Below are 22,940 nucleotides of genomic sequence, written 5' to 3'. Positions count from 1 at the left end.
GTGGAACCGTTTTTTATATCCTGTCCTGCCAAGCCATTCCTAATCCTTTTCTCCAATGAATGCTGTGCATGATCTCCTCTCACGTTCTGCTCGCTTCCTGTAAATAGTTCTAAAGACCCACCAACTATTTTTGACACAATCTATTTATTTTACAAAATTAGTAATCTTTCAACATTATCCGTCAGGGAACAGAATTGGAATATAGTTAATCGTACCCTTACCCTTAATATGAAATATATGTAAACTTGATTTATGTGATCGACATCATAGACAATCGCCGTTTCTTGATTCCGCTTGTGAGAAAGGAGGCTGAGGCCGCAAATTTTCCTGCATCAAGGATAAACCTGACCGTAAAATAGCAAAGGAGGTTTACATTTGAGACTGCATTCATCCCGCAAACTCATGTCTTTGGTCCTTAGCGCCTTGCTGCTTGCCGGCATGCTCTTCCCTGGAGTATCGGGCGCAACCGAAAAAATGGACTGGTCCGCATCAGAGAAGAACCTTCAGAGCCAAGTCAAGGATCAGCTCGCAACCAAGCTGCAACTCCCTCGCATCTCCGAACTGAACTTATCTGGCATCACGCCGCAAAACTTTGTACCGCCTTCTGACAGCAGCGACATCATTACCGTTATCGTGGAACTGCAAAATGAACCTTTGAAAGTCGCAGAAGCTCAGGCCGCGAATACATACTCCTTGTTCGCCAACGATATCGAAAGCGATATCCGGCAAGAGCATCAGCAATTCCGCACCGCGCTTAACCAACTGCAAGCCTCAATCCGATACGAGTTCAACAATGTATTTAATGGCTTTTCGGTCAGCATCCCTGCCAACAAGGTGGATGATCTGTTGACGATTCCTGGCGTGAAGGCCGTCTTCCCCAACGTGGACATCCAGGCGATTCCGAATGAGCCGAGCGCTCATGGCGACAGCACCTATATGCACAAAAGCGCGCCCCATATCGGAGCGAAGCATTTGTGGGAGGATCTCGGCTTGGAGGGAAAAGGGATCAAAGTCGGGGTGCTTGACACCGGAGTTGATTACAACCATCCGAGTCTAAAAGAAGCCTATAAGGGCGGCTACAACTTCGTCGATAATAACGAGGATCCAATGGAGACTAGACCGGATGATTCGAAGCCAATAATCGACGGAAAAGAGTATCACACGACCCATGGGACACATGTCGCGGGAACGGTAGCCGGCAGAGGAAATTACGATAATCCCGGCGACAGCGGCAAAGTACGCGGCGTCGCTCCGCAGGCAGACCTGTATGCTTATCGCGTGCTCGGTCCATATGGCAGAGGATCGTCGGAAAACATTGTGCGCGGCATCGAGCGCGCCGTCTATGAAGATAAAGTAGATGTCATCAATCTGTCGCTCGGCGCCGATTACAACTTCCAATATACCGCGCATTCCGTAGCGCTGGACAATGCGACCAAGGCTGGTGTCGTCGTTGCCGTCGCGGCGGGCAATGCCGGACCGAAGCCGCTCACGCTGGGAAGCCCGGGAGGAGCCCATGCGGCCATTTCCGTCGCCGCCTCTTACCCTCCGGTCCTGACCCCGGTGTTTGAAGCCGAAGGCCTCGACAAAAAGTTTTTCTCGCAGCTAGCTACTTCCTCTCCGGTTCTGGATACAGATAAACCGCTTGAAGCGGTCTTTGCCGGATTCGGAAAGCCGGATGATTTTAAGAACAAAACCGTCAAAGGGAAACTCGTGGTCGTCTCCCGCGGGGAGATCAGCTTCGGCGACAAATCGAGAAATGCCAAAAAAGCCGGAGCCGCCGCGCTCATCATTTTCAACAACGAAGCTGGCGATCTGGCCGCGACTCTCGGCGAAGGGAAAGCCGATGAATTCGTTCCTACCTATACCATTTCGCAAGCCGACGGTCTTATCTTGAAAAATTATATTACGTCCGGCTCGGTGAAGAAGGTTGTCCGCAGCGATGTCGAGGAGCAAGATATGCTCGGCTCCTTCAGCTCCCGCGGCCCTGCGCTGCCGGACTATACGATTAAACCGGACATTGCCGCTCCGGGCGTAGGTATCACTTCATCCGTGCCGGCCTGGGACGGCAATTACGAGAACGCGTACGGAAGCTCGCAAGGCACGAGCATGGCCTCGCCGCATATCGCGGGAGCTGCCGCATTGCTGGTGGAGTATTCCCGCAAGAATAACCTTGATCTCACTCCAGATGAAATCAAAGCATTGATGATGAATAATGCCGTAGATTTGAAGGATCGTGCCAATAACGTATATAAACTGACCGAGCAGGGGGCAGGCCGGGTCGATCTTGTTCGAAGTGTAAAAGCTCCAGCGATCGCTCTGGTGCAAGAGACCGCTAACGTCGCGGTAAAAGATAACCCGGGGGCACCGTTCGAATATGAAACGGGCAGCCTCTCATTCGGAGCAATGTCTCCGGATCATACGGTTAAGAAAACGGTACTGCTGAAAGGCATCTCCAGCACGAGTCAGCAATATTCAATCTCCATCCAGTGGCCTGCAGACGGCGGAGTTCTAACGTCGAGCGAGGAAACAGTAAGCCCAGGGCAAACGTTCGACATCACCTTGCAAATACCGCCGAACGCCAAAGGAAATTACGAAGGCCATGTCATTCTGACAGGCGATGGCGGCCACGAAATCAGGCTTCCTGTGAGCGTGTATATCGGCAAACAATTTGAAGTACCTGCTATTGGGGAGATTGAGGTCAGCCCCAACATCTTTGCGCCGAACGGGCATCCTGCGCATAATACGACAAAGGTAAGCATCCAGGTTAACAAAAAAATCACCGATTTCAAACTAGCCGTCGTGGATTTGAATGGCCAAGCACTAGGCGATGCATACGTAAATACGGCTGAACAAATCCCTGGCATTTTGTCTGTCGATTGGGACGGAAGTCTGGGTGGAGACAATTCCGTCACTCCGAAAGACGGTTTATATTTTATGGTTCCTGTTGTTAACGGCGAACGTTTGGATAATCTGCGCGCTCTTTTCCTTATCGATAGTACGGCTCCTCAAGTCAAGATTGATGAGCCGGTGATTCGGGTTGATAACCCGCAGGAACGCAAAGGAAAAATTACAGGCACTGTCTCCGACACAATTTTGGAATATGTGAACTCTCCAATTCAGGATCTCATTCAGATGAAGGCCGTCAACAAGGATACCAATGAAGAATATAAGGTGAACTTTAATTCATACGGTATCTTCACCATCGACATCCCGCATCTGAAGGACGGACTCAATGAAGTTGACATCTATGCATGGGATTACATCAAGAACGGCTATGAGACCCCGTCCCGGACGATTTCATTCGACTTTGATCCGGATGCGGTCTATGCCAATGTGAAGGTAGAGAAAAAACAAGCGTATACGGGAGAAGAGTTCAAGGTAGATATCGGCTTCTCTGTCACTGAAGCCGTATACTCTGCATCCTATGCATTGGTTTATGATGCTTCCTTAAAAGATGTTCGGGTTGAGCCTAGCGTTACCTTTGCAACATATTTGAAGAATAATCACCCGGATGCCGACTTAAGTTTTACAAAGGAGCTTATTGTGGAAGGTAATCTGAAGGCGCTCCTGGTATCCACCAGTATGCCTCCAACGGCGGCGTACTCGGGAGATGGCACCTTTGGCACCGTGGTATTTTCCAGCAATGATCCGGGAGCCTACAAGTTCTGGCTGGTTAATTTGGAGTTAGAAAGTATTGAGCCTATAAAACTAGTATACGGTTCGCCGGACTGGATTGAGATCGTGGACGCCCCCAAACCGCCAGAACCAAAACCCGAACCAAAACCGGAGCCTGGCCCAAGCTCAGGCGGATCGTCTTCCAGCAGCTCCTACTCCTCCACTCCGTCGAAACCGGCCGGGAAGACCTTGAAAGCCGGCACCTTCACGGTAACGGAGAAGGACGGCAAGAAGCAGGGCTTGCTGCTTGTATCGTCGTCGGCGCTCAGTTCGCAGTTGAATGACAAGGAAGCGACTGAAGTGAAGCTTGATCTCACAGATATCGCTTGGAACGACATCGAACTGGCGGATATCCGCATCACCCGCGCGCTGGCGGAGCAGCTTGCCGCTTCGGGCAAAGCGCTGCTGCTGTCCGGGAAGGACTTTGAAGTGTTTATTCCTGCGGAGTCGCTTGTTGACTTTACCGGGAAAAATGGAGATCTGACCGTACGCCTGGCGCTGGCGGCGCTGGGTGAAGGCGGGCAAGCGTCCGCACTGAGACAGGTCGCTCCAGGATTGACTGTTCAAGGCGAGAAGGACACGGTCACCAAGCCGATCCGGATTGGACTGAAATGGAGCGCCTCCGCCGTGAAGGATGCCCGCAAGGTCGGCGTCTACGGCAAGGATGCGAAGGAGGCATGGACGTACTACGCTCCAGGCGTTCGCTGGGATAAGGACGGCGTCCGCTTCACGACAGCGTCGCTCGGAGCCTATACGGCGCAGGAATCGTCCAAGACATTCGACGATATTCGCACGCACTGGTCCAGAGATAAGGTCGAGGTTGCAGCCGCTCACCAGTTAATCGAAGGCAAGGGCAGCTTGAATATGTTCAAGCCGAACGATCTTGTCACCCAAGCGGAATTCGCCTCGCTGCTTGATCGTCTCACTGCTTCCGGCAAGACATGGAATGACCGCATTGCCGAGCCGGGAGCCCGTGACCCGCTGACGCGCGAGAAAATGGTCGTTATGCTGGCGCAGGCGCTGCAGCTGAAGACCGATGACGCTCCGGCTCTCGGCTTCGCCGACCAGGCGAAGATCGGAGCGGATGCCCGCTCCGCTGTCGCGGCCGCCGTGAGCCGCGGTTATATTCAAGGCATGGGCGGCAACAAGTTCTCTCCAGAGGGCACCTCGACCCGCGCCCAAGCGGCCGCGGTCCTCGCCCGCGTGCTGATCGATATGCAATCGAATTCGTAGTATCGGCCTGACCTGGCCAAGGCGCAACCGCTGTCCTTCGGGACAGCGGTTGTTGCATTCGGAACGGCTGACAGAGAGATGGCATGCGAGACAATCTGTTCCACATACGATGACAATAGAACGGATTTTGGCTCGTCATCCATCATCTGCAAAGGAGAGTGTACATGTATACTCATCATCCCCAGGCCGCTCCGCCGGGTTCGCTCTTGTTCGAGCACCGCTTCTGGCTGCAAATATTGGGAGATCATTCCCGCTTCATACTGGACGCCCTGTCGCCGCGGGAAGCGAAGGACATTCGTCAGGCGGATCAGTTGATTCGGCGGTTCGACGAACTCCTGAACCGAGCCCGCCAGGCCTCCTCGGAGTCCCAAGCCCTTGCCATCGTTGCCGATGCGCATGCCGCGACGATGGAATTGAAGAATTTCAAGCTTGATCTGCTGCGCCGCTTGCTGCTCGGCCAGGTAACCGTATTTCTCCCGCCGACCTTTTTCAATCATATGCTCAATGAGCTGCAAGAGTATGTCTATATTCTCGATGCCGTGCGGGCTGGCAAGCCAGTGCCATTGTTCGATGCGCTACATTATGATCTGGTATGGCTGTCGGACGCTTCCGGCCATGCATCGGCCATCGCGTCGAACCTGGATGCGGTGGAGAGGCGGCTGATCGAGAAGAGCCGCGAATTTGAGAAGCATTTCGATGATTATTACAAAAAAGCGGTCGAAATGGTCGGCTACTTGCGGACCCAGCTTCGCCGCTTCCCTGCGATGGAGCGGTTCCACCGCGATGTGAACCTGGAGATTAAGCTGTTCACGAAATTTTTGCTGGAGCTGGAGGAAATGGAGTTAAACGCGGAGACGCTCGATATTATCAGTCCGTTGATGCCGGATCATATGGCGCGGGAGGAATGCTACTACTTGATCAAATTGGCCCTGACCGGCGCCGTCCCTTCTCCGGAATGCGATCCGACCACGCCGCGGGTTCAAGGATAAAGCAACCCCCCAGTTCCAGGAACTGGGGGGGCTTGCGGTGCCTGAGACACGCACTATTCGGACCGTTTCGTTTCCGCATCGGGTACGATTCGGCACTGCTGAGCGCCTTCCAGATCGGCTCCGAACTCGGCGTCTTGTCCCTCGACGTCCGGCATTCTGTTCAGCTTCGTCGTCTGCACTTCCGCCTTCGTCGCTTGGTCGCGGTTATGTTCTTGGTTGTTCATTCGGCAACTCTCCATTTCGCATATACTCATGTACACAGCTAGTATGCGAGAAGGAGCGCCGCTTTATTCATGGATGCTCCGTTATTCTCATGTTCATGTGCCCGCATCGTCTTGCGGCCGGGGTTGCAGGCCTCCCCTACTCGATATGCTTCCGGTATCCCTCCGCGGTCAACAGATGCTTCAACGCTTCCTCCGGAACGCCGTCCAGCTCCACCTCGGCAATCCATCCGCCTTCGTACGGTTCGCTATTCACTCTCTCAGGACTGTCCTCCAGGTCGGTGTTGACCTTGGTCACCGTACCCGATACCGGGCAGTACAGCTCCGATACTGTCTTGACCGACTCGATCGATCCCATGCTGTCGCCCGCCGATAAAGCGGTTCCAATCTCGGGGAACTCGATAAAGACGATGTCTCCCAATTCCGCTTGCGCATGATCGGATATCCCGATGCGCACGGTCCGCCCTTCGACGACCGCGACCCATTCATGCTCCTCGCTGTACAACAGATTCTCTTTCACTTCGCTCATGTTCACGCTCATTCCTCTCTCATTATTATCGCAATTCGCCGGCACAGCAAAAAAGACAGATCAAAGACTCGTTCGCCTTTTCTCTGTCCCGGGTGCCTGAGAGTTTGCCCGGCTGCCCGCGGCAGGCCGGTATTCCCCTTGGGCGGCTGTACGCTCTCTCCAGAGGTGCGTCGGACGACGGTGCTTCTACCTGAGAGATTCCTCGCCGAACGGCGGTTCGGCGGCTTGCTCCTTCGGTGCCGGGACTGGGAGCCCGGTCTCTCCCGATCGTCTTCATTCGCGGTATGTGATCATATTCCAATTTTACATCTATAGCGTAGTTCAGCTTCCCCTCCATGTCAATATGAGAATCATTTTCGCGGAAGTTCGCAGAAATGGATTGACAATGTCAGGAAGGTTCGAGTAATAATGGAGGTATGACAATTGCACATTGCGAATGATGGTAAAGGGAGAGATTACTGCGAGACAGTAACGCCGAAGGAGTAAGCCCGCCACGGGTGAATCTCTCAGGCAAAAGGACGTTTACCGGACGCGCCTCTGGAGAGCACCCGCTTGCAAACGGGTCACCCAAGGGGAAACTTATGGGCCGGCTTCGGCAGACGGAAGCCGGATGATCATGAGGTAACTCTCAGGTACACAGGACAGAGCGTAAAAAGGCATCCGCAGAAGCGGATCGGCCTTCTTTCGCCTGTCCTTTTTTGATTTCCATCCATTATGCATATCGAGGTGATGTCATGTCCACGTTACAACGCACGCCCCTATTTTCGACGTATGCCGGCCATCCTTCCGTCCGCTGCATCGATTTCGGCGGCTGGGAGCTCCCGGTGCAATTCAGCGGCATCCAGCGGGAGCACGAGGCCGTACGCCAGCAGGCCGGCTTGTTCGATGTGTCGCACATGGGGGAGCTGTTCGTGAGCGGTCCTGCCGCCTTCTCCTTTTTGCAGAAGATGACGACGAATGATTTGTCCAAGCTGGAGGACGGCAAGGCGCAGTACTCTCTGCTCTGTTATCCGCACGGAGGCGTCGTCGACGATTTGCTCATCTACCGGCTAGCCGAAGATCGCTACATGCTGGTCGTGAACGCGTCCAATACGGACAAGGTTGTCCAATGGCTGCATGACCATGCGGCGGATGGCGTCGATATCGACAACGCGTCTTCCCGCACCGCCCTGCTGGCGCTGCAGGGACCGCAGGCGCTGTCCATTTTGACGCAGGCGACCGAAGCGCCTGTCGGCGCCTTGAAAGCGTTTCACTTCTTGTCCGATGTCCAGGTGTGCGGCATTCGGGCTCTCGTCTCGCGCACAGGCTACACGGGAGAGGATGGCTTCGAGCTCTATATCGCGGCGGACGATGCGCCCCATCTGTGGACGGAGCTGCTGCGGATCGGCGAACCGTTCGGGCTCGTTCCGGTAGGCTTGGGGGCCAGAGATACGCTTCGCTTCGAAGCGAAGCTCCCGCTGTACGGCCAGGAGCTGTCCGAGCGGATTACGCCGCTGGAGGCGGGTCTTGGCTGGTGCGTGAAGCTGAACAAAGGAGAGTTCATCGGCAGAGAAGCGCTCGCCAAGCAGAAGGAAGAAGGAGTTCCCCGCCGACTGGCGGGCATCGAAATGATCGATCGCGGCATCCCGCGGACCCATTATCCTGTCTACGCGGGCGATAAGCTTATCGGAGAAGTGACGTCGGGCACGCAATCCCCTACCTTGAAGCGCAATCTCGGCCTGGCGCTCATTGAATCGCCATACGCCGAATTGGATACGGAACTGGAAATCGAGATTCGCGGCAAGCGGCTCAAGGCCCGCGTCGTCGCCGCCCCATTCTATCAACGCCCTACTGAGACCAAGGGAGGTTCGCCTGCATGACCAAGACACATCGCTATATCCCGATGACCGAGCAAGACGAGCGGGACATGCTCGCGGCGATGGGCGCGGCATCGATCGACGAGCTGTTCCGCGACATTCCGGAAGCCGTCCGCTACAAAGGCCGGCTTCCGATATCCGAGGCGCTGGACGAAGCGGCCCTGCTGCGCCATATGCAGGAACTGGCCGCCCGCAACGCCAACCTCGATCAATATGCGAGCTTTCTTGGGGCCGGCATCTATGACCATCATATTCCGGTCGTCATCAATCACGTGATCTCCCGTTCCGAGTTCTATACCGCCTATACGCCATATCAACCGGAGATCAGCCAGGGAGAGCTGCAGGCCATATTCGAGTTCCAATCGTATATATGCGAGCTGACGGGCATGAAGGTGGCCAATGCGAGCATGTATGACGGGGCGACCGCGCTGGCGGAAGCCGGGGTGCTGGCAAGCGCCGTCACGAAGCGCAAGCGGATCGTCGTCTCGCGCACCGTGCATCCGGAAGCGCGGCAGATCCTGCATACGAGCGCGCGCGGACTCGGCCTTGACATTGTGGAGGCGCCCGATGCGAACGGCGTGACCGACCTGGAGAAGCTGGAGGCGCTAATAACGGGCGACACGGCTGCGGTCATCGTGCAATCGCCCAACTTTTTCGGCTGCATCGAGGACGTGAAGGCCATCGAACCGATGATTCACGGGCGCAAAGGATTGCTTATTATGAGCGCCAATCCGCTGTCGCTCGGCCTGCTGGAGAGTCCGGGACAGCTTGGCGCCGACGTCGTCGTCGGGGACGCCCAGCCGTTCGGCATCGCCTCGTCTCTGGGCGGTCCGACCTGCGGCTACTTCGCCGTATCCGAGCCGCTGATGCGCCGCATTCCTGGCCGGATCGTGGGACAGACCAAAGACCGCGACGGCAAACGGGGCTTCGTGCTGACGCTCCAAGCCCGCGAGCAGCATATCCGCCGGGAGAAGGCGACGTCCAATATTTGCTCGAACCAGGCGCTGCTGGCTTTAAGCGCTTCCGTCTACTTGTCCGTGATGGGCAAAGCCGGCATTCGCGAGGTCGCGAATCTGAACATTCAAAAGGCGCATTACGCCGCCGATCGGATATCGCAAGCGAAGGCCCTGTCCCTTCCATTCACCTCGCCGTTCTTCAATGAATTCCTGGTCAAGCTGCCGGAAGGCGTCTGCCCGACGGCCTTGAACGCCGGCCTGATGAAGGAAGGATTCATCGGCGGACTGGATGTGTCCCGTTACTATCCGGAGCTGGCGGGCCATATGCTGATCGCCGTGACGGAACGCCGGACGAAGGCGGAAATCGACCACTTTGCCGAACGATTGGAGGGTGCTGTATGAAACCGGAGAAAAAGCTGATCTTCGAGCTGAGCAAGCCGGGGCGGACCGCTTATTCACTGCCGGAATGCGATGTTCCGCAGCGGGCTATTGAAGAAATGATACCGGAGGCGATGCTCCGCCAGCAGCCGGCGGAATTGCCGGAAGTCTATGAAGTCGACGTCATCCGTCATTACACCGAGCTGTCGCGCCGCAACTTCGGCATCGACAATGGCTTCTACCCGCTCGGCTCCTGCACGATGAAATACAATCCGAAAATTAACGAAGATGTCGCCCGCTTGGCTGGCTTCGCCAAGATTCACCCGTATCAGCCGGCCGAGAGCATTCAAGGCGCGCTGGAACTGCTGTATACCCTCCAGCAGGATCTGGCCGCGCTGACGGGGATGGACGAGGTTACCCTCCAACCCGCGGCAGGCGCTCACGGGGAATGGACAGGCCTGATGATGATCCGGGCCTACCATGAGAGCAAAGGGGAGCACCGCACGAAGGTTATCGTCCCCGACTCTTCCCACGGCACGAACCCGGCGAGCGCGACGGCGGCCGGACTCGATACGATTACGATCCCGTCGGACGAACGGGGGCTTGTCGATCTCGAGGCGCTCCGGGCGGCGGTCGGTCCGGACACGGCGGCGCTCATGCTGACCAATCCGAGCACGCTCGGCTTGTTCGAGGAGCATATTCTCGAGATTGCCGATATTGTCCACGAAGCCGGCGGCCTGCTGTACTATGACGGCGCGAATTCCAACGCCATTATGGGCATCACCCGCCCGGGAGACATGGGCTTCGATGTCGTGCATTTGAATCTGCACAAGACGATGAGCACCCCGCATGGCGGCGGCGGTCCCGGGGCCGGCCCGGTAGGTGTCAAGCGCCTACTGGCGCCATACTTGCCGAAGCCGCTCATCGTGAAGAACGAAGATGGCACCTTCGGATTCGAAGAGGAACGGCCAACCTCGATTGGAAGGGTCAAAGCCTACCTTGGCAACTTCGGCATTCTCGTCCGCGCGTACACCTATATGCGCACATACGGGCCGGACGGACTTCGCCGCGTCTCCGAATGCGCGGTGCTGAACGCGAACTACATGATGCACCGGCTGGCACCGTATTTCGAAGTGCCTTATCCGGGCGTATGCAAGCATGAATTCGTCATCTCCGGGAGCGGCTTGAAGCAATATGGAGTCCGCACGCTGGATGTCGCCAAGCGGCTGCTCGATTTCGGATTCCATCCGCCGACCATCTACTTCCCGCTCAATGTCGAGGAATGCATGATGATCGAGCCGACGGAGACCGAGAGCAAGGAGACGCTCGACGACTTCATCGACACGATGATTCAGATTGCGAAGGAAGCGGAAGAACAGCCGGAGCTGCTGCTTAACGCGCCGCATCACACCGATGTGAGAAGGCTGGATGAGACGCTCGCCGCACGCAAGCCGGTCTTGAATTGCGCTTGCAACTAACGAATGAGAAGCCCTTGCCCCTAGGCTTGAACGACGCGCCCTGGAGCGGGGCTTCTGTGCCTGCGGCAACAAAAAAGGAGAACTGCCTCATCCATCGGCAGTTCTCCTTCTCTTTTAGAGCTTATTTCTGTTCCCGGCTAATATAAAACGTGACTCGGTCGCCCTTCTTGATCGGTGCCCCCGCTTCCGGCTCCTGCTTGAAAATCTGGCCAGCCGGCTGCTCCTCGCTGTTCTCCTTGAAATACTGCCAGCGAAGCCCCGCAGCCTTCACTTGCTCCTCCGCCTCTTCCAGCGTCAGACCGATGAGGCTCGGAACCTTCCCCTCTCCTTCGCCCGGCTCTCCCGCTTCGGCAGGAGGCGTCTCCGTCCCCGGATTCGCCGGATCGGCCGGCGTTCCCGTGTCTGGCGTCCCAGTGCCCGGCGGCGGCGTCCCTGGATCTGTCGTTCCGGGATCGCCCGGTATCGTTCCAGGCTCGGTTGTGCCCGGCTGCTGCGTATCCGGCTGCGTTGGCGTTCCCGTGTTCGTATCGGGCTGTTGCGATCCTTGGCCGGCACTGCTGCTGCTGTCGGTGTTCGAGCTGGATGAGCCCCCGTTCGAACTCGAAGAGCCGTCCGAGCTGACGGACGTATTCGGATCGGCAACGGAACCGCTATCGCCGCCATCCGGAACGACAGCGCCATTACCGGCATTGCCGCCGCTGCCGCCCGGCTGCTCCGCCGCCCCGTCGGAGCCGGCTTCCTGCCCCGGCTCGGTTACCGCGACCGGTTCATTGTCTTTGGAGAGCGAATTGGCCCAGATAACGGCTCCGCCCAGGACAGCGAAAAAGACGCACACACAGGCAACGATAAGCAGCATCTTGCTTCCGTTGAAGGAAGCGGCTTCCTTGCGTTCGTACTCATCGTCATCCTCTTCTTCGGCCAGATCCTCGTCCGCTTCCGCCTCATCCGGCTCGGGTTCGTCAAAAACACGCCGGGCCGGATCTGCCTGAACCGGAGGAGCGGCCGTGAATACGGGAGTCGCCACGTCGCGGCTGACCTGCATCGGCGCGTCCGGCTGCTCCAGAATCTCCCGCAGCCCGACCATGAAGGTGAACAGCGAGGCATCTCCCGTGTGCACCTTCCTCATCAGCTTCAGAACCAAATCTCTCTGCACATCATTCAAGTCCTTCAATGCGCCGTACAAGCGAGTCTCGACGACATCGAATTGCGAAGGGACATGCGGATGAAGCGTGCAGAGCTGATACAGCAGCCGGTACAAGGCGGTGGTGCCGTGCTCCCCTTCCTCCGCCTGGGTCCAGTAGTTCATAATAATCAGTTGATTATCCGCCGTCACCCACACATTATCAATCGTCACCGGGAAGCGGCTGACCCCTTCCTCCAGCGCTTCCTGGATGCTGGTGCCCAGCTCGTAGATCATGGACAGCACCTTCTCCGAGCCCAAGGCGTGCCGCTGCGCATATTTCACTAGCGGCATGCCGCTGTACGCCATAAACACCACGTAGAAGTCCTGTCCGGACATGCCCGCATTCAGCATATGGAAAAATCGGTTATTGGAAAAATGCGATACATTCCCGAATGCGTTGCGGTATTCCTCTGCGCGGCCCGAATCGGTATTTTCGACCACATAAATAAATACGTCCCGCTGCAAAGACATATCGACGGCTTCATAGAGCATGCCGCCGCCCAAGTGAAAAATGACGGAATTCAGCTGATAACGTTCTGCTATGTAAGTGCTCATACAGTAACTCCTTTTTCCATGGTAAGGGGCGTTGGTACCCCCTTGTGTCATTATGAGGCATCAGCCGCCGTTTTGCAAAGCTCCCCTACATTAGACGATCCAACCCGCCGTTCGGTTGCGCCCCCAAGCAAAACTAGTCAGACACAAATAGTAGTACGGTCTTCAGTATAGCATAGTTCCAAAGATATCCGTTACTGAACTGAGCTGTCATTATTTCCCTCATTCTTACTCCCATTAGCAGGCCCATTTTCGATGATGGATTTCTTCCATTATAAATAAGAGCCGTCCTGCATGCGCTTCGGCATCGCAGGGCGGCTCAAGGCTCCGGCTCTTACCCTTGGTTGTCGTCGCCGGTCCGATCCAGTATGAGATTGGTAACGGACGTCGAGTCGCCGCGTTCAATTTCTTCCGGAGTCGCCTTTTCTTTTAAATTATCCAGCTCCATGCCAGGCGCGAAGCTCGGCCCGGATTGCTTCTTCTGCTTCTTCGTCATCAATGGACATTCCTTTCACCATAGGCTCTCCCTTATTGTTCCTGCCAAGCCAGGTATCTATGTGCCCTGGCGAGGATAACCCGGCGCTTCGGCGCTCTCCGGAACGATCCGCGTGCCGGCCAGACCGGCCAGCGCGAGATCCGCCTGGTTAAGCGAACAAATAATCGCGGTTCCTCCCTGGGCGGCAAAGGACGCTGCAGCCTCCACCTTCGGGCGCATACTGCCTTGGCTGAAATGTCCCGCTTCAATGTATTCAGCCGCAGAAGATGGAGTCAGGCTCGTCAGGGGCCGCTGCTCCGGGCGGCCATAGCCGGCATAGACGCGCTCGACATCCGTCAGAATAAGCAGCACGTCGGCTTGGATCTCGCGAGCGAGCCTGAAGCTGCTGAAATCTTTGTCGATTACGGCCTCAATCCCTATATAGCTGCCGTCTTCCTGCCGGACAACCGGAATCCCTCCCCCGCCGCAAGCAATGACAATCTGGTTCAGTGCGAGAAGCTGTCTTACCGCGTCTGCTTCCACAATCGCTTGCGGCCGCGGAGACGGAACGACACGCCGCCAGCCCCGGTTCGCATCCGGCTTCAACTGCCAGCCTTTGCCGATCATGAGCCGCTTCGCTTCCTCCTCCGTATAGAAGCCGCCGATTGGCTTGCTCGGGTTGCCGAAGGCCGGATCGTCCGCCGCCACCTCTACTCTCGTAATCAAGCTGACGACCGAGTGGCCGTTCCCGCCGCTGGCCAGTTCATTGCGCAATAATTGTTGAATCATGAAGCCGATGAAGCCCTGGCTTTGGGCCGTGCATACATCGAGAGGCAGCGGCGGCACCTCCGCCTGCGCCTCTTCCTGCTGGAGCAACAGATTGCCGACCTGCGGTCCATTGCCATGCGTAATGACGAGCCGGTGTCCTTGCTCGACCAATCGGGCCAAGACGCTGCAGCTGCGCTGAACGTTCGCCAGCTGGTTCTCGTAGGTGGCCTCCTGCTTCGGCTGCAGGATGGCATTCCCGCCCAATGCGGCGAGAATGGTCATCTTCTCTGTCGGTCTATGTAGAGTCAGACGAATCCGCTCCTTCCGTGATCGATGGATGTGACGCTGTAAACGATTGCCCTAGACTATCATAGAATCATAGGACAGATGGCAAATATTATCAAGATCATTTTCCAAACTGATCGATGAGTACTGCCATAACCATTTGTCCCAGCAAAAAAAACATAGTAGTCAGCACCGATCCAAGTACGGGTAACAAAATAATGTTGCCAGTTACAATAAATACGCCAAATATCCCGCCCATATATGTCCAAACAGGAATGCGATTTTTTTGCGCGTCATACAAAGGAATGTGTATGCGGCGTCGAGTAATCAATAACAAAACAAGCAAAAGAATCGTTCCGACAAAAAAAGAAATAAAGGCAGCCCCTAAAAGGGAGCCCGTTGCAACGCGAAGTTCCCCATTAATAGCCGTTTGCAGCGGCGGCAAAATTCCTGCTAATACACCCGATGCAATCCAAATTATTTTACTCCCCTATTTTCGGCTTTGGATGCCGCCAATACGTTTTTCTTCATTTTAGGTTGAACTAATGAAATAGCGAAAATCATAATCGCAGCCCCGAACGCTCCGGTTATGCTGACGGGAGTAGCTTGTATGCCGAACCATCCGAAGTGATCGATGAGGATTCCGACAATCATTTGCCCCGTTACAGTTACCAGCGTTACAATTGAAGCGCCAAGTTTTGAGAAAAGAACTATATTCGCCACATGAAAACCAAGGCCAGCTATGGCTCCACCGATAAAAACATACCATGGATATGAAAAATCTATTCCAACGCTAATTCCTGCAGGATCAGCTATTAGATTGATAATGAGCAGGATGAATGTCCCCGCTGAAAATGCAATAAACGAAGCTGTCAAAGGCGTTTTTGAATAAGAGCTTAAACGAGCGCCTATTGATGCCTGAATAGGAAAAACATTCCGATAATTATTCCTATAATTAAGTAAAGTGTGATTTGCATAAATTTCCCTCTTTTTCGTTTTATACTTTGGAATGGCGCAATTCATACCTATTTTATAGATATTAAGGATGGATGATGTCTTTGATTGTGCAAAAAAACACTCCTTATTATTCACCAAAACTCTGGCTCCTTCCTCACATAGTAACTTTCTAACGCCATATTTGAAGATTTAATCTCGGCAACTTCAATTAAGAGCCAGAGCCGCCAAAAACCCTCCCCCGTCGTGACGGGAGAGGGTTCGGCAAGCATGGATTAATTAATCATCAATGCATCTACGCCAAAAGAGAAGTTGCGGTAAGGGCTCATATCCAGTCCCGTGAACCGAGCGTTGTTGGCCCACATGTCACGACGCTGGTACATGAAAATGTATGGCAAGTCTTCATTGATTTCTTGGTACAGTTCTTTGTAAATCGCTTTGCGTTCCTCGATATCGAGCGTTTTTCCGCCTTTATCGAACAATTCATCGACTTTTTTGTTGGAGTAGCCGATTTCGTTCCAGGATCCTCCGGTAATGAAGTTATTTTGTGCGCCTTGCGGATCCGGATCGAGACCCCAAGCCATGAACAGCATATCGAAATCGCCCTTCTTCCGCTTCTCGACGACGGCGTTGAAGTCCATTTGCTCGGCAACGAATTCGATGCCCAATTCCTTGTAATTCGCCTGCGCGACCGGAATAATCGCGTCATTCACCACATTTGGAGAAGTGGCGGCAAAGTTGATCGTGAATTTCTCGCCGTCTTTTTCGCGTATGCCGTCCGCGCCGACCTTCCAGCCCGCCTCTTCCAGCAGTTGCTTCGCTTTTTCCAGATCGAACTCGTACTTGTTCACCTCATCGGTATAGGCCCAAGACAGCTTCGATTGCGGCACATTGATTACCTCGGCATATCCCTGGTATACGGCTTCGACAATTTGCTCGCGATCCAGGCCGTATGCCAATGCCTGACGCACCTTCACGTCCTGGAACTTCGCCCGGTTATGGTTAAATGCGATATAGCCGTAACCATTGGTCGGGAACAAGGAAATATCGAGGAAGCCCATCGATTGGAGCAGTTCGAAGTTGTCGAGGTTCGCGGAGATGAAGTCCATATCCGTCTCCCCGGTCTGCAGCAGCTGGGCGTTCGTCTCGTCTGTCGTGAACTTGTAGATCAGCTTCGGAATCTTTGGCGCGCCTTTGAAGTAGTGCTCGTTGGCAACAAAGGACACGTCCTGGCCGGCCTGGAACTTATCCAGCTTGTATGGTCCGTTGCCAAGCGGTTTCGTGAACAGATCATTCATATAACTCAAATTGCCCTGCTTGTAATCTTTGCCGTAATAGGCTTTGGAGAGAATGCCTGTCGCGCCGATTGCGGACTGCGCCAGGGCGCTTGGTTCAAACGTTGTAAATTCAATGGTGAGAGGATCGATAACCTTGATGCCTTCAATAGAGGTTGCTTTGCCGTCGTAGTATTCCTTGCCGCCTTTGATTTTACCCTCTCGAATGATGTCCATAGGACCGTCGTATGACTTGTCATGCAGAACGGTAATCGTAAAGGCGACATCTTCCGCAGTAAGCAGCGAACCGTCGCTGAACTTCAGGCCTTCCTTCAGCTTGTACGTATGGGTCAGATTATCCGGGGAAACTTCGTACTTCTCAGCCAGCACCGGAGCATACGTTCCGTCCTTCTCCACTTCCAGCATCGCCTTGAACAACGTTCTCATAACGTACTGATCATAAGCCGTCTCTGCATAGAGAGGATGAAAGATTCCAGCCGGCGCGGTCATGCCGATAATGAGAGTATCGGTCCGAGATGTGGCCGTAGCCGGTGACTGGCTCGGATCGGACGCCTTAAAAAACCCTTCATTGGCAATTCCGGATTCCTCCGGTTCCGAAGCTGGCTCCCCATCCTCCTTCTTCTCCGGCTCATTGCCCTGCTGCTCTTGAGCCGGTTCCTTGGACGGCTCAGCGGCATCGCCGCCACCGGTGCATGCCGACAACACCAGTGAAAGTGACATCAGCAAGCATAAAAAAATAACCCAACTTTTCTTCACTGTACAACTCCCCCTACATTTTTGAAATAATTATGCAGGATTCTGGTTGTTTCTGCGTAAGCCAGGTAGTTAAAGATATAATACTTGCCTATGAACGTTTTGTAAATCCCTAGGATTGAAATCGATATAGAATATGGTGGAACCTGTTCTGAAAAGGCTTGATTGGCAAGTCTTTTTCCTTTTGGGTTTGGAGTTCAAGGGAGTCTCTTCTGAGTCGAGACGTTGAGTCAGTCCCATGAGGCCCCATTCTGCACAACACGCAAAAAAGCCCTGCCATAATGCCGGGGCTTATCTTTTTCCAAATGCATCATATACTGGTTTCCCGCACCTAATCAGGTATATCCTCCTCCGATCCATCTCCCTTTCATGTTGGCCTTGCAGTTGCACAGAGATTCATTCTTCGACTTTCCCGCTGCCGGCACCTCTACCCGTTGCAGTTCCTCTCGCCAGTCACTCATTCCGATCACCTCGAACACATATCCGCGATCAGTATATGCGAATGCACGTTCGTGAAGCAACAACAAATAAATTTCTAGCCCTGAAATATGTAAATGAATTCTAAATTTAATTATTTTTGGTATATTATTTTTAGATTGTCATCTTTAGGTCCAGTCACCAAAAAAATTTTTTGGAGGTTGTATATGAAAAAGGTACTTCTCACTCTAACCGCTGTGGTAACGATGCTGGCTGCGGTGCCACTTGGGGCCGGTGCTACTTCGGACCCTAAGGATGACCAGGTTAAATCACCTGTCCTACTGAAGGATCATTTACTTAAAATTGACACTGGGACTCTTACAGACAATAAACAAGTATCATATGTAAATAACGGAAACCCAATTTACACACGTGATGCTTACACTGTTAACGTTACTGTTAACTCACCGAGTGAGCGAGCAACGCTCTGGGTTTGTATAGATGGGAAAGAGAACACTGAACTTACAAAAGGTTCTAACTCAAAAACAATTTATGTATCTGGTTCTCATGTAGTATCAATTAAAAATAAGACCAACTTCCCAGCATCGGCCACTGGAGTTATTTATTATAATCCTTAATCAAAAAAAAGGAGCCGTGGGATGCATTTTCCTCAACGGCTCCTTTTCACCGCTTCCGGATTTGATTATGCTAATTCCCCAACTGCTTCAACAGCCAATGACGATGACCGCTATCTCAGCCCTAGTAATCGGCTCGTTCGGCACGAATCCGTTTCCCCGACCGTCAGCCATGTAAGGCGGAACGAGCAGCTTCTGAGTTTGACCGCTTCGCACATCATTCGCGTTCAACAGATGATATCTAGTTGGTTCGCCCCCCCATTTCGTCCCCAAAACGAAAAAGAGACGGTTACCCACTCCCCTAAAATCGTGATATATCGGTGTTTTCTCCAGTTTATATGTTTGTATATCTCCACTTCCCTAATTTGGAAAATATACAATTTTGCTTTATCTCCAAATCCGTCGTAATACTGATGATGGTGACGGACGTGCAAGAGCTCCCAGCCCCCTTCCTGGCACAAAAACCCTCTCCCGACAGGACGGGAGAGGGTTCGGCAGCGCTCGCTTAATTAATCGACAATGAATCTACGCCATAAGAGAAGTTCCGGTAAGGGCTCATATCCAATCCCGTGAAGCGGGCATTGTTCCCCCACATATCGCGCCGCTGATACATAAAGATGTATGGCAGGTCTTCATTCAATTCCTGGTACAACTCCTTGTAGATGGCTTTCCGCTCTTCGATATCGAGCGTTTTTCCGCCCTTTTCGAACAGTTCGTCGACTTTTGGGTTAGAGTAACCGATTTCGTTCTGCGAGCCGTCCGTAATGAACACGTTCTGCGCCGACTGCGGATCCGGGGTCAATCCCCAAGCCATGAACAGCATATCGAAATCGCCCTTCTTCCGCTTCTCGACGACGGCGTTGAAGTCCATTTGCTCGGCAACGAATTCAATGCCCAATTCCTTGTAGTTCGCCTGCGCGACCGGAATAATCGCGTCATTCACCACGTTCGGCGAGGTTGCCGCGAAATTGATCTTGAATTTCTCGCCGTCTTTTTCGCGTATGCCGTCCGCGCCGACCTTCCAGCCCGCCTCTTCCAGCAGTTGCTTCGCTTTTTCCAGATCGAACTCGTACTTGTTCACTTCATCGGTATAAGACCAAGACAGCTTCGATTGCGGCACGTTGATGACATCGGCATAACCCTGGTACACGGCTTCCACGATTTGCTCGCGATCCAGGCCGATCGCCAATGCCTGACGCACCTTCACATCCTGGAACTTCGCCCGGTTATGGTTAAAGGCGATATAGCCGTAACCATTGGTCGGGAACAAGGAAATATCGAGGAAGCCCATCGATTGGAGCAGTTCAAAGTTGTCGAGGTTCGCGGAGATGAAGTCCATATCCGTCTCCCCGGCCTGCAGCAGTTGGGCGTTCGTCTCTTCATTCGTGAACTTGTAGATCAGCTTCGGAATCTTCGGAGCGCCTTTGAAATAGTGCTCATTGGCAACAAAGGACACGTCCTGGCCGGCCTGGAATTTCTCCAGCTTATATGGCCCGTTGCCAAGCGGCTTTGTGAACAGATCATTCATATAACTCAAATTGCCCTGCTTGTAATCTTTTCCGTAATAGGCTTTGGAGAGAATGCCTGTCGCGCCGATTGCGGGCTGCGCCAGGGCGCTTGGTTCAATCGTTGTGAATTCAATGGTGAGAGGATCGATAACCTTGATGCCTTCAATGGAGGTTGCTTTGCCGTCAAAATATTCCTTGCCGCCTTTGATTTTGGCGTCTCTGATGATGTCGCTAGGACCGTCATACGATTTGTCATGCAGGACAGTAATCGTGAAGGCGACATCCTCTGCCGTCAGCGGCGAACCGTCGCTGAACTTCAAGCCTTCCTTCAGCTTGTACGTGTGAGTCAGATTATCCGGGGAAACTTCGTACTTCTCGGCCAGCACCGGAGCGTACGTCCCGTCTTTCTGCACCTCAAGCATCCCTTTGAACAACGTAGCTGCAACGTAATTGTCATAGGTTGTCTCGGCGTAAAGCGGATGAAAAATTCCGGCCGGAGCCTGCATGCCGATAATCAGCGTGTCTGTCCGGGACGTAGCGGCAGCCGGCGACTTGCCCGGATCGGAAGCCTTTACAATCCCTTCGTTGACGAACTCGGATTCCCCAGACTCGGAAGTCTGTTCTTCTCCACCCTTCTTCTCCGGCTCATTGGCTTGCTGCTCTTGAGCCGGCTCCTTGGACGGCTCCGCGGCATCGCCGCCACCGCCGCATGCCGATAGCACCAGCGAAAGTGACATCAGCAAGCATAGAAAAATAACCCAACTTTTCTTCACTCTACAACTCCCCCTACATTCATAAAATAATTATGTTGACACTAAGCAGTAACGAAGTTAATGGTTTGCCGGCAAGCGGCAAACGATGGAAAACTTTTCGAACTTTGGTCAAATAATTATGCAGGATTCTGGTTGTTTCTGCGTAAGCCAGGTAGTTAAAGATATAATACTTGCCTATGAACGTTTTGTAAATCCCCAGTTTAAAATTTTTGTTGCCTCCTGTTGTATAGCAAAAGAGCGATTTGGGCATGGAATGAAAAAAACCTCCCCGTTATCGGGAGAGGGACGAATAAATATTCAACTATAATATGTATATTATAGCAATAATTATAACAATCTTTCTTTCGTATCACTTTCCACATATACCATAATCTCATCCACTTTCACAATCACTTTGCCGTTGACCGAAGCCTGGCCGCTGCCAACGACAAAGCCCCGCCTTGCCTTGAGAAGCGTGTACTCGAGATCCAGGCAATCCCCCGGCGAGGCATGACCGCAGAATTCCGCACCTTTGATGGATGACAAGAAGCCAAGCTTGCCGCCATGTCCCATCGCGGCCAACGCGCCTAATTGAGCCAGAGCCTCTACGATCATCGTATGCGGCATCGTCGGCCCCGGCGTCTGGCCGGCGAAATACCACTCCGTTCCTGTGACTTTTTTGGTGCCCTTCGCCCACTGCCCCGCTTGAAGGCCGGTAATGCAATCCACCATCAGGAACGGATACCGATGCGGCAAGCGATCCGTTATTGCATTGTGGTTGTCTGTCATTTCCTGCTCCTGCTTTCTATCGTTTGATATAAAAAATACCATTGGTTGCGTTGACGGAAGCGCCAAGCGCAAATTATCAACCATGCATACCGTCAATCCCCTCGCGTCAGCGAGCGCTTGAACAGTCAGAATCGCCCGGGCATCCTTCATCCCTCGATCGGTCAATCCCCGATCGTTCTCCCTGTTCATAGGCGTCTTCTCCTGTTAACGTGATTCACGTTGACGCGCTAACATAAAACACTTCGCTGCTGCGGCGCCATTTCCCTGCTTATGCCTTGCTTTTATTTATCATGCAAAGTCCCGATCACAAAAAAAGACCTCCGTAGAGGCCCTTTTTCCGCATGTTCAATAAATATGATCGTCAATGCTGAATCTGTTCTTCCGGGATATCTCTATCGGCATCGTGCAAATGCCCTGACCAGCCCAACGCTTCCTCCCGCTCCTCAGGCAGCTTCCTGCAGCGGTTTTTCACCCACTGCTCTATCAGCCAATTCATCTCCAGTGCATTTTTGGTCGGAATTTGATGCCTCGCCTTCGGGATCCAGTACAATTGGCTGTTCGGCAGGCCATGATGCAGAATAAGCGCGTATTTGTGAAAGCTTCTATCGCTCTGTCCGTAAATGAGCAGCACCGGCGCCTTGATCTCCTGCAGCCGATCCGTGCAATTGTAGTTCAAGCTGTACTGGTAGTACTGCCTCCAGTTGTCATTATTGCCTCTCCTGGCCGCCCGCTGAAGATTTTTGTAGGTAAGGCGGGTATCGGCGTTCCCCCATGTGATCGCCCATGATATAAGCGACTTGGCCTTCCAGCGCGTCAAGGCTGCCGCCGCGCGGATTCGGCCGCGGAGCCACATATCGCTCGCTTCGGACATCGCGCTGATCAGCACGCCGCCGAGGAACCTCTCCGGGGCGGACAAGAGCGCATGCAGAGCGATCGATCCTCCGGTCGAGTAGCCGCCGACATACGCTTGCTTCACGCCCAGCTTATCCATCAGAGCAAGCATATCCTCCACGATGAGCTGATATGTGATCGGCTCTTCGGACGGGCGGCTGTATCCGTGTCCCCGAATGTCGAACGTGATGACCCGGAAACTGTCGGACAATTGGGCTGTCTGGTAATTGAAATTTTCCGATGTCAGCAATGGCGGGTGGATCCAGATGATGGGCACCCCTTTGCCTCGCACATGATAGTGCAGGCTGACACCGTTCAAGCGGGCAATCGGCACCCCGGTCACCTCTCTCATCAGATGTAGATAGGCT

At 53.6% G+C, this 22,940-nt stretch carries 17 protein-coding genes and 4 riboswitches; of the genes, 6 read left to right on the top strand and 11 right to left on the bottom strand.

What is annotated here, in order from left to right; all coding sequences use genetic code 11:
* The first annotated feature begins 375 nt into the window (after positions 1–375).
* Positions 376–4,908, top strand: coding sequence for a S8 family serine peptidase (locus tag L6439_RS29290; protein ID WP_213469713.1), 4,533 nt, complete (start codon positions 376–378; stop codon positions 4,906–4,908).
* Between the two features lie 164 nt (positions 4,909–5,072).
* Entirely contained in the window at positions 5,073–5,897 is an 825-nt protein-coding gene (locus tag L6439_RS10960; RefSeq protein WP_168180258.1) for a DUF2935 domain-containing protein, read from the top strand.
* A 53-nt stretch (positions 5,898–5,950) separates the two neighbouring features.
* Here the strand turns inward: L6439_RS10960 and L6439_RS10955 are convergent, their stop codons facing one another.
* Positions 5,951–6,121, bottom strand: coding sequence for a hypothetical protein (locus tag L6439_RS10955; protein WP_165643534.1), 171 nt, complete (start codon positions 6,119–6,121; stop codon positions 5,951–5,953).
* A gap of 136 nt (positions 6,122–6,257) precedes the next feature.
* Positions 6,258–6,647: a glycine cleavage system protein GcvH gene (gene gcvH, locus L6439_RS10950; protein ID WP_168180257.1), complete on the bottom strand. Its 390-nt coding sequence runs from the start codon at positions 6,645–6,647 to the stop codon at positions 6,258–6,260.
* A gap of 81 nt (positions 6,648–6,728) precedes the next feature.
* Positions 6,729–6,812, bottom strand: a riboswitch (glycine riboswitch).
* Positions 6,813–6,816: 4 nt separating this feature from the next.
* A riboswitch (glycine riboswitch) is annotated at positions 6,817–6,923 on the bottom strand.
* 160 nt (positions 6,924–7,083) lie between these two features.
* Positions 7,084–7,179: riboswitch (glycine riboswitch) on the top strand.
* Positions 7,180–7,182: 3 nt separating this feature from the next.
* Positions 7,183–7,294: riboswitch (glycine riboswitch) on the top strand.
* Between the two features lie 87 nt (positions 7,295–7,381).
* On the opposite strand from gcvH, the gene gcvT reads away from it, so the two are divergent.
* From gcvT to gcvPB, 3 genes are read left to right on the top strand one after another with little or no spacing between them, the layout of a single operon-like run.
* Entirely contained in the window at positions 7,382–8,506 is a 1,125-nt protein-coding gene (gene gcvT, locus L6439_RS10945; protein ID WP_168180256.1) for a glycine cleavage system aminomethyltransferase GcvT, read from the top strand.
* Complete coding sequence (gcvPA, locus tag L6439_RS10940; RefSeq protein WP_213469712.1) at positions 8,503–9,861, top strand: aminomethyl-transferring glycine dehydrogenase subunit GcvPA; 1,359 nt, start codon at positions 8,503–8,505, stop codon at positions 9,859–9,861. The genes gcvT and gcvPA overlap by 4 nt, the downstream gene beginning before the upstream one ends.
* Positions 9,858–11,315, top strand: a complete 1,458-nt coding sequence (gene gcvPB, locus L6439_RS10935; RefSeq protein WP_213469711.1) for an aminomethyl-transferring glycine dehydrogenase subunit GcvPB — start codon at positions 9,858–9,860, stop codon at positions 11,313–11,315. The genes gcvPA and gcvPB overlap by 4 nt, the downstream gene beginning before the upstream one ends.
* Before the next feature lie 121 nt (positions 11,316–11,436).
* On the opposite strand, the gene L6439_RS10930 is transcribed toward gcvPB, so the two are convergent.
* The 6 genes from L6439_RS10930 to L6439_RS10905 all read right to left on the bottom strand — a co-directional run bounded on the left by L6439_RS10930 (position 11,437) and on the right by L6439_RS10905 (position 17,583).
* Positions 11,437–13,053 (bottom strand): PASTA domain-containing protein, encoded by a 1,617-nt coding sequence (locus tag L6439_RS10930; protein ID WP_213469710.1) that lies wholly within the window; start codon positions 13,051–13,053, stop codon positions 11,437–11,439.
* A 331-nt stretch (positions 13,054–13,384) separates the two neighbouring features.
* Complete coding sequence (locus L6439_RS10925) at positions 13,385–13,546, bottom strand: hypothetical protein (RefSeq protein WP_168180211.1); 162 nt, start codon at positions 13,544–13,546, stop codon at positions 13,385–13,387.
* A 57-nt stretch (positions 13,547–13,603) separates the two neighbouring features.
* Positions 13,604–14,575, bottom strand: a complete 972-nt coding sequence (gene arcC / locus L6439_RS10920; RefSeq protein WP_213469709.1) for a carbamate kinase — start codon at positions 14,573–14,575, stop codon at positions 13,604–13,606.
* 124 nt (positions 14,576–14,699) lie between these two features.
* Positions 14,700–15,023, bottom strand: a complete 324-nt coding sequence (locus L6439_RS10915; protein WP_213469708.1) for a DMT family transporter — start codon at positions 15,021–15,023, stop codon at positions 14,700–14,702.
* 32 nt (positions 15,024–15,055) lie between these two features.
* The gene (locus L6439_RS10910; protein WP_213469707.1) at positions 15,056–15,670 is read right to left on the bottom strand and encodes a DMT family transporter; all 615 of its coding nucleotides are present in this window, start codon (positions 15,668–15,670) and stop codon (positions 15,056–15,058) included.
* A 137-nt stretch (positions 15,671–15,807) separates the two neighbouring features.
* Positions 15,808–17,583: an ABC transporter substrate-binding protein gene (locus L6439_RS10905; RefSeq protein WP_213469706.1), complete on the bottom strand. Its 1,776-nt coding sequence runs from the start codon at positions 17,581–17,583 to the stop codon at positions 15,808–15,810.
* 641 nt (positions 17,584–18,224) lie between these two features.
* On the opposite strand from L6439_RS10905, the gene L6439_RS10900 reads away from it, so the two are divergent.
* On the top strand, positions 18,225–18,635 hold the full coding sequence (locus L6439_RS10900) for a hypothetical protein (protein ID WP_213469705.1): 411 nt from the start codon (positions 18,225–18,227) through the stop codon (positions 18,633–18,635).
* Positions 18,636–19,137: 502 nt separating this feature from the next.
* Here the strand turns inward: L6439_RS10900 and L6439_RS10895 are convergent.
* From L6439_RS10895 to L6439_RS10885, 3 genes are all read right to left on the bottom strand, one after another.
* The gene (locus tag L6439_RS10895; protein WP_213469704.1) at positions 19,138–20,913 is read right to left on the bottom strand and encodes an ABC transporter substrate-binding protein; all 1,776 of its coding nucleotides are present in this window, start codon (positions 20,911–20,913) and stop codon (positions 19,138–19,140) included.
* A 327-nt stretch (positions 20,914–21,240) separates the two neighbouring features.
* Positions 21,241–21,870, bottom strand: coding sequence for a 3-hydroxyacyl-ACP dehydratase FabZ family protein (locus L6439_RS10890; RefSeq protein ID WP_306434358.1), 630 nt, complete (start codon positions 21,868–21,870; stop codon positions 21,241–21,243).
* Between the two features lie 172 nt (positions 21,871–22,042).
* Positions 22,043–22,906, bottom strand: a complete 864-nt coding sequence (locus L6439_RS10885; RefSeq protein ID WP_213469703.1) for an alpha/beta fold hydrolase — start codon at positions 22,904–22,906, stop codon at positions 22,043–22,045.
* Positions 22,907–22,940: the final 34 nt, after the last annotated feature.

Source organism: Paenibacillus dendritiformis (assembly GCF_021654795.1).
Classification (GTDB): Bacteria; Bacillota; Bacilli; order Paenibacillales; family Paenibacillaceae; genus Paenibacillus_B.
Note: the sequence above shows the minus strand (reverse complement) of the source record. Positions and strands in the feature narration are given on the sequence as shown.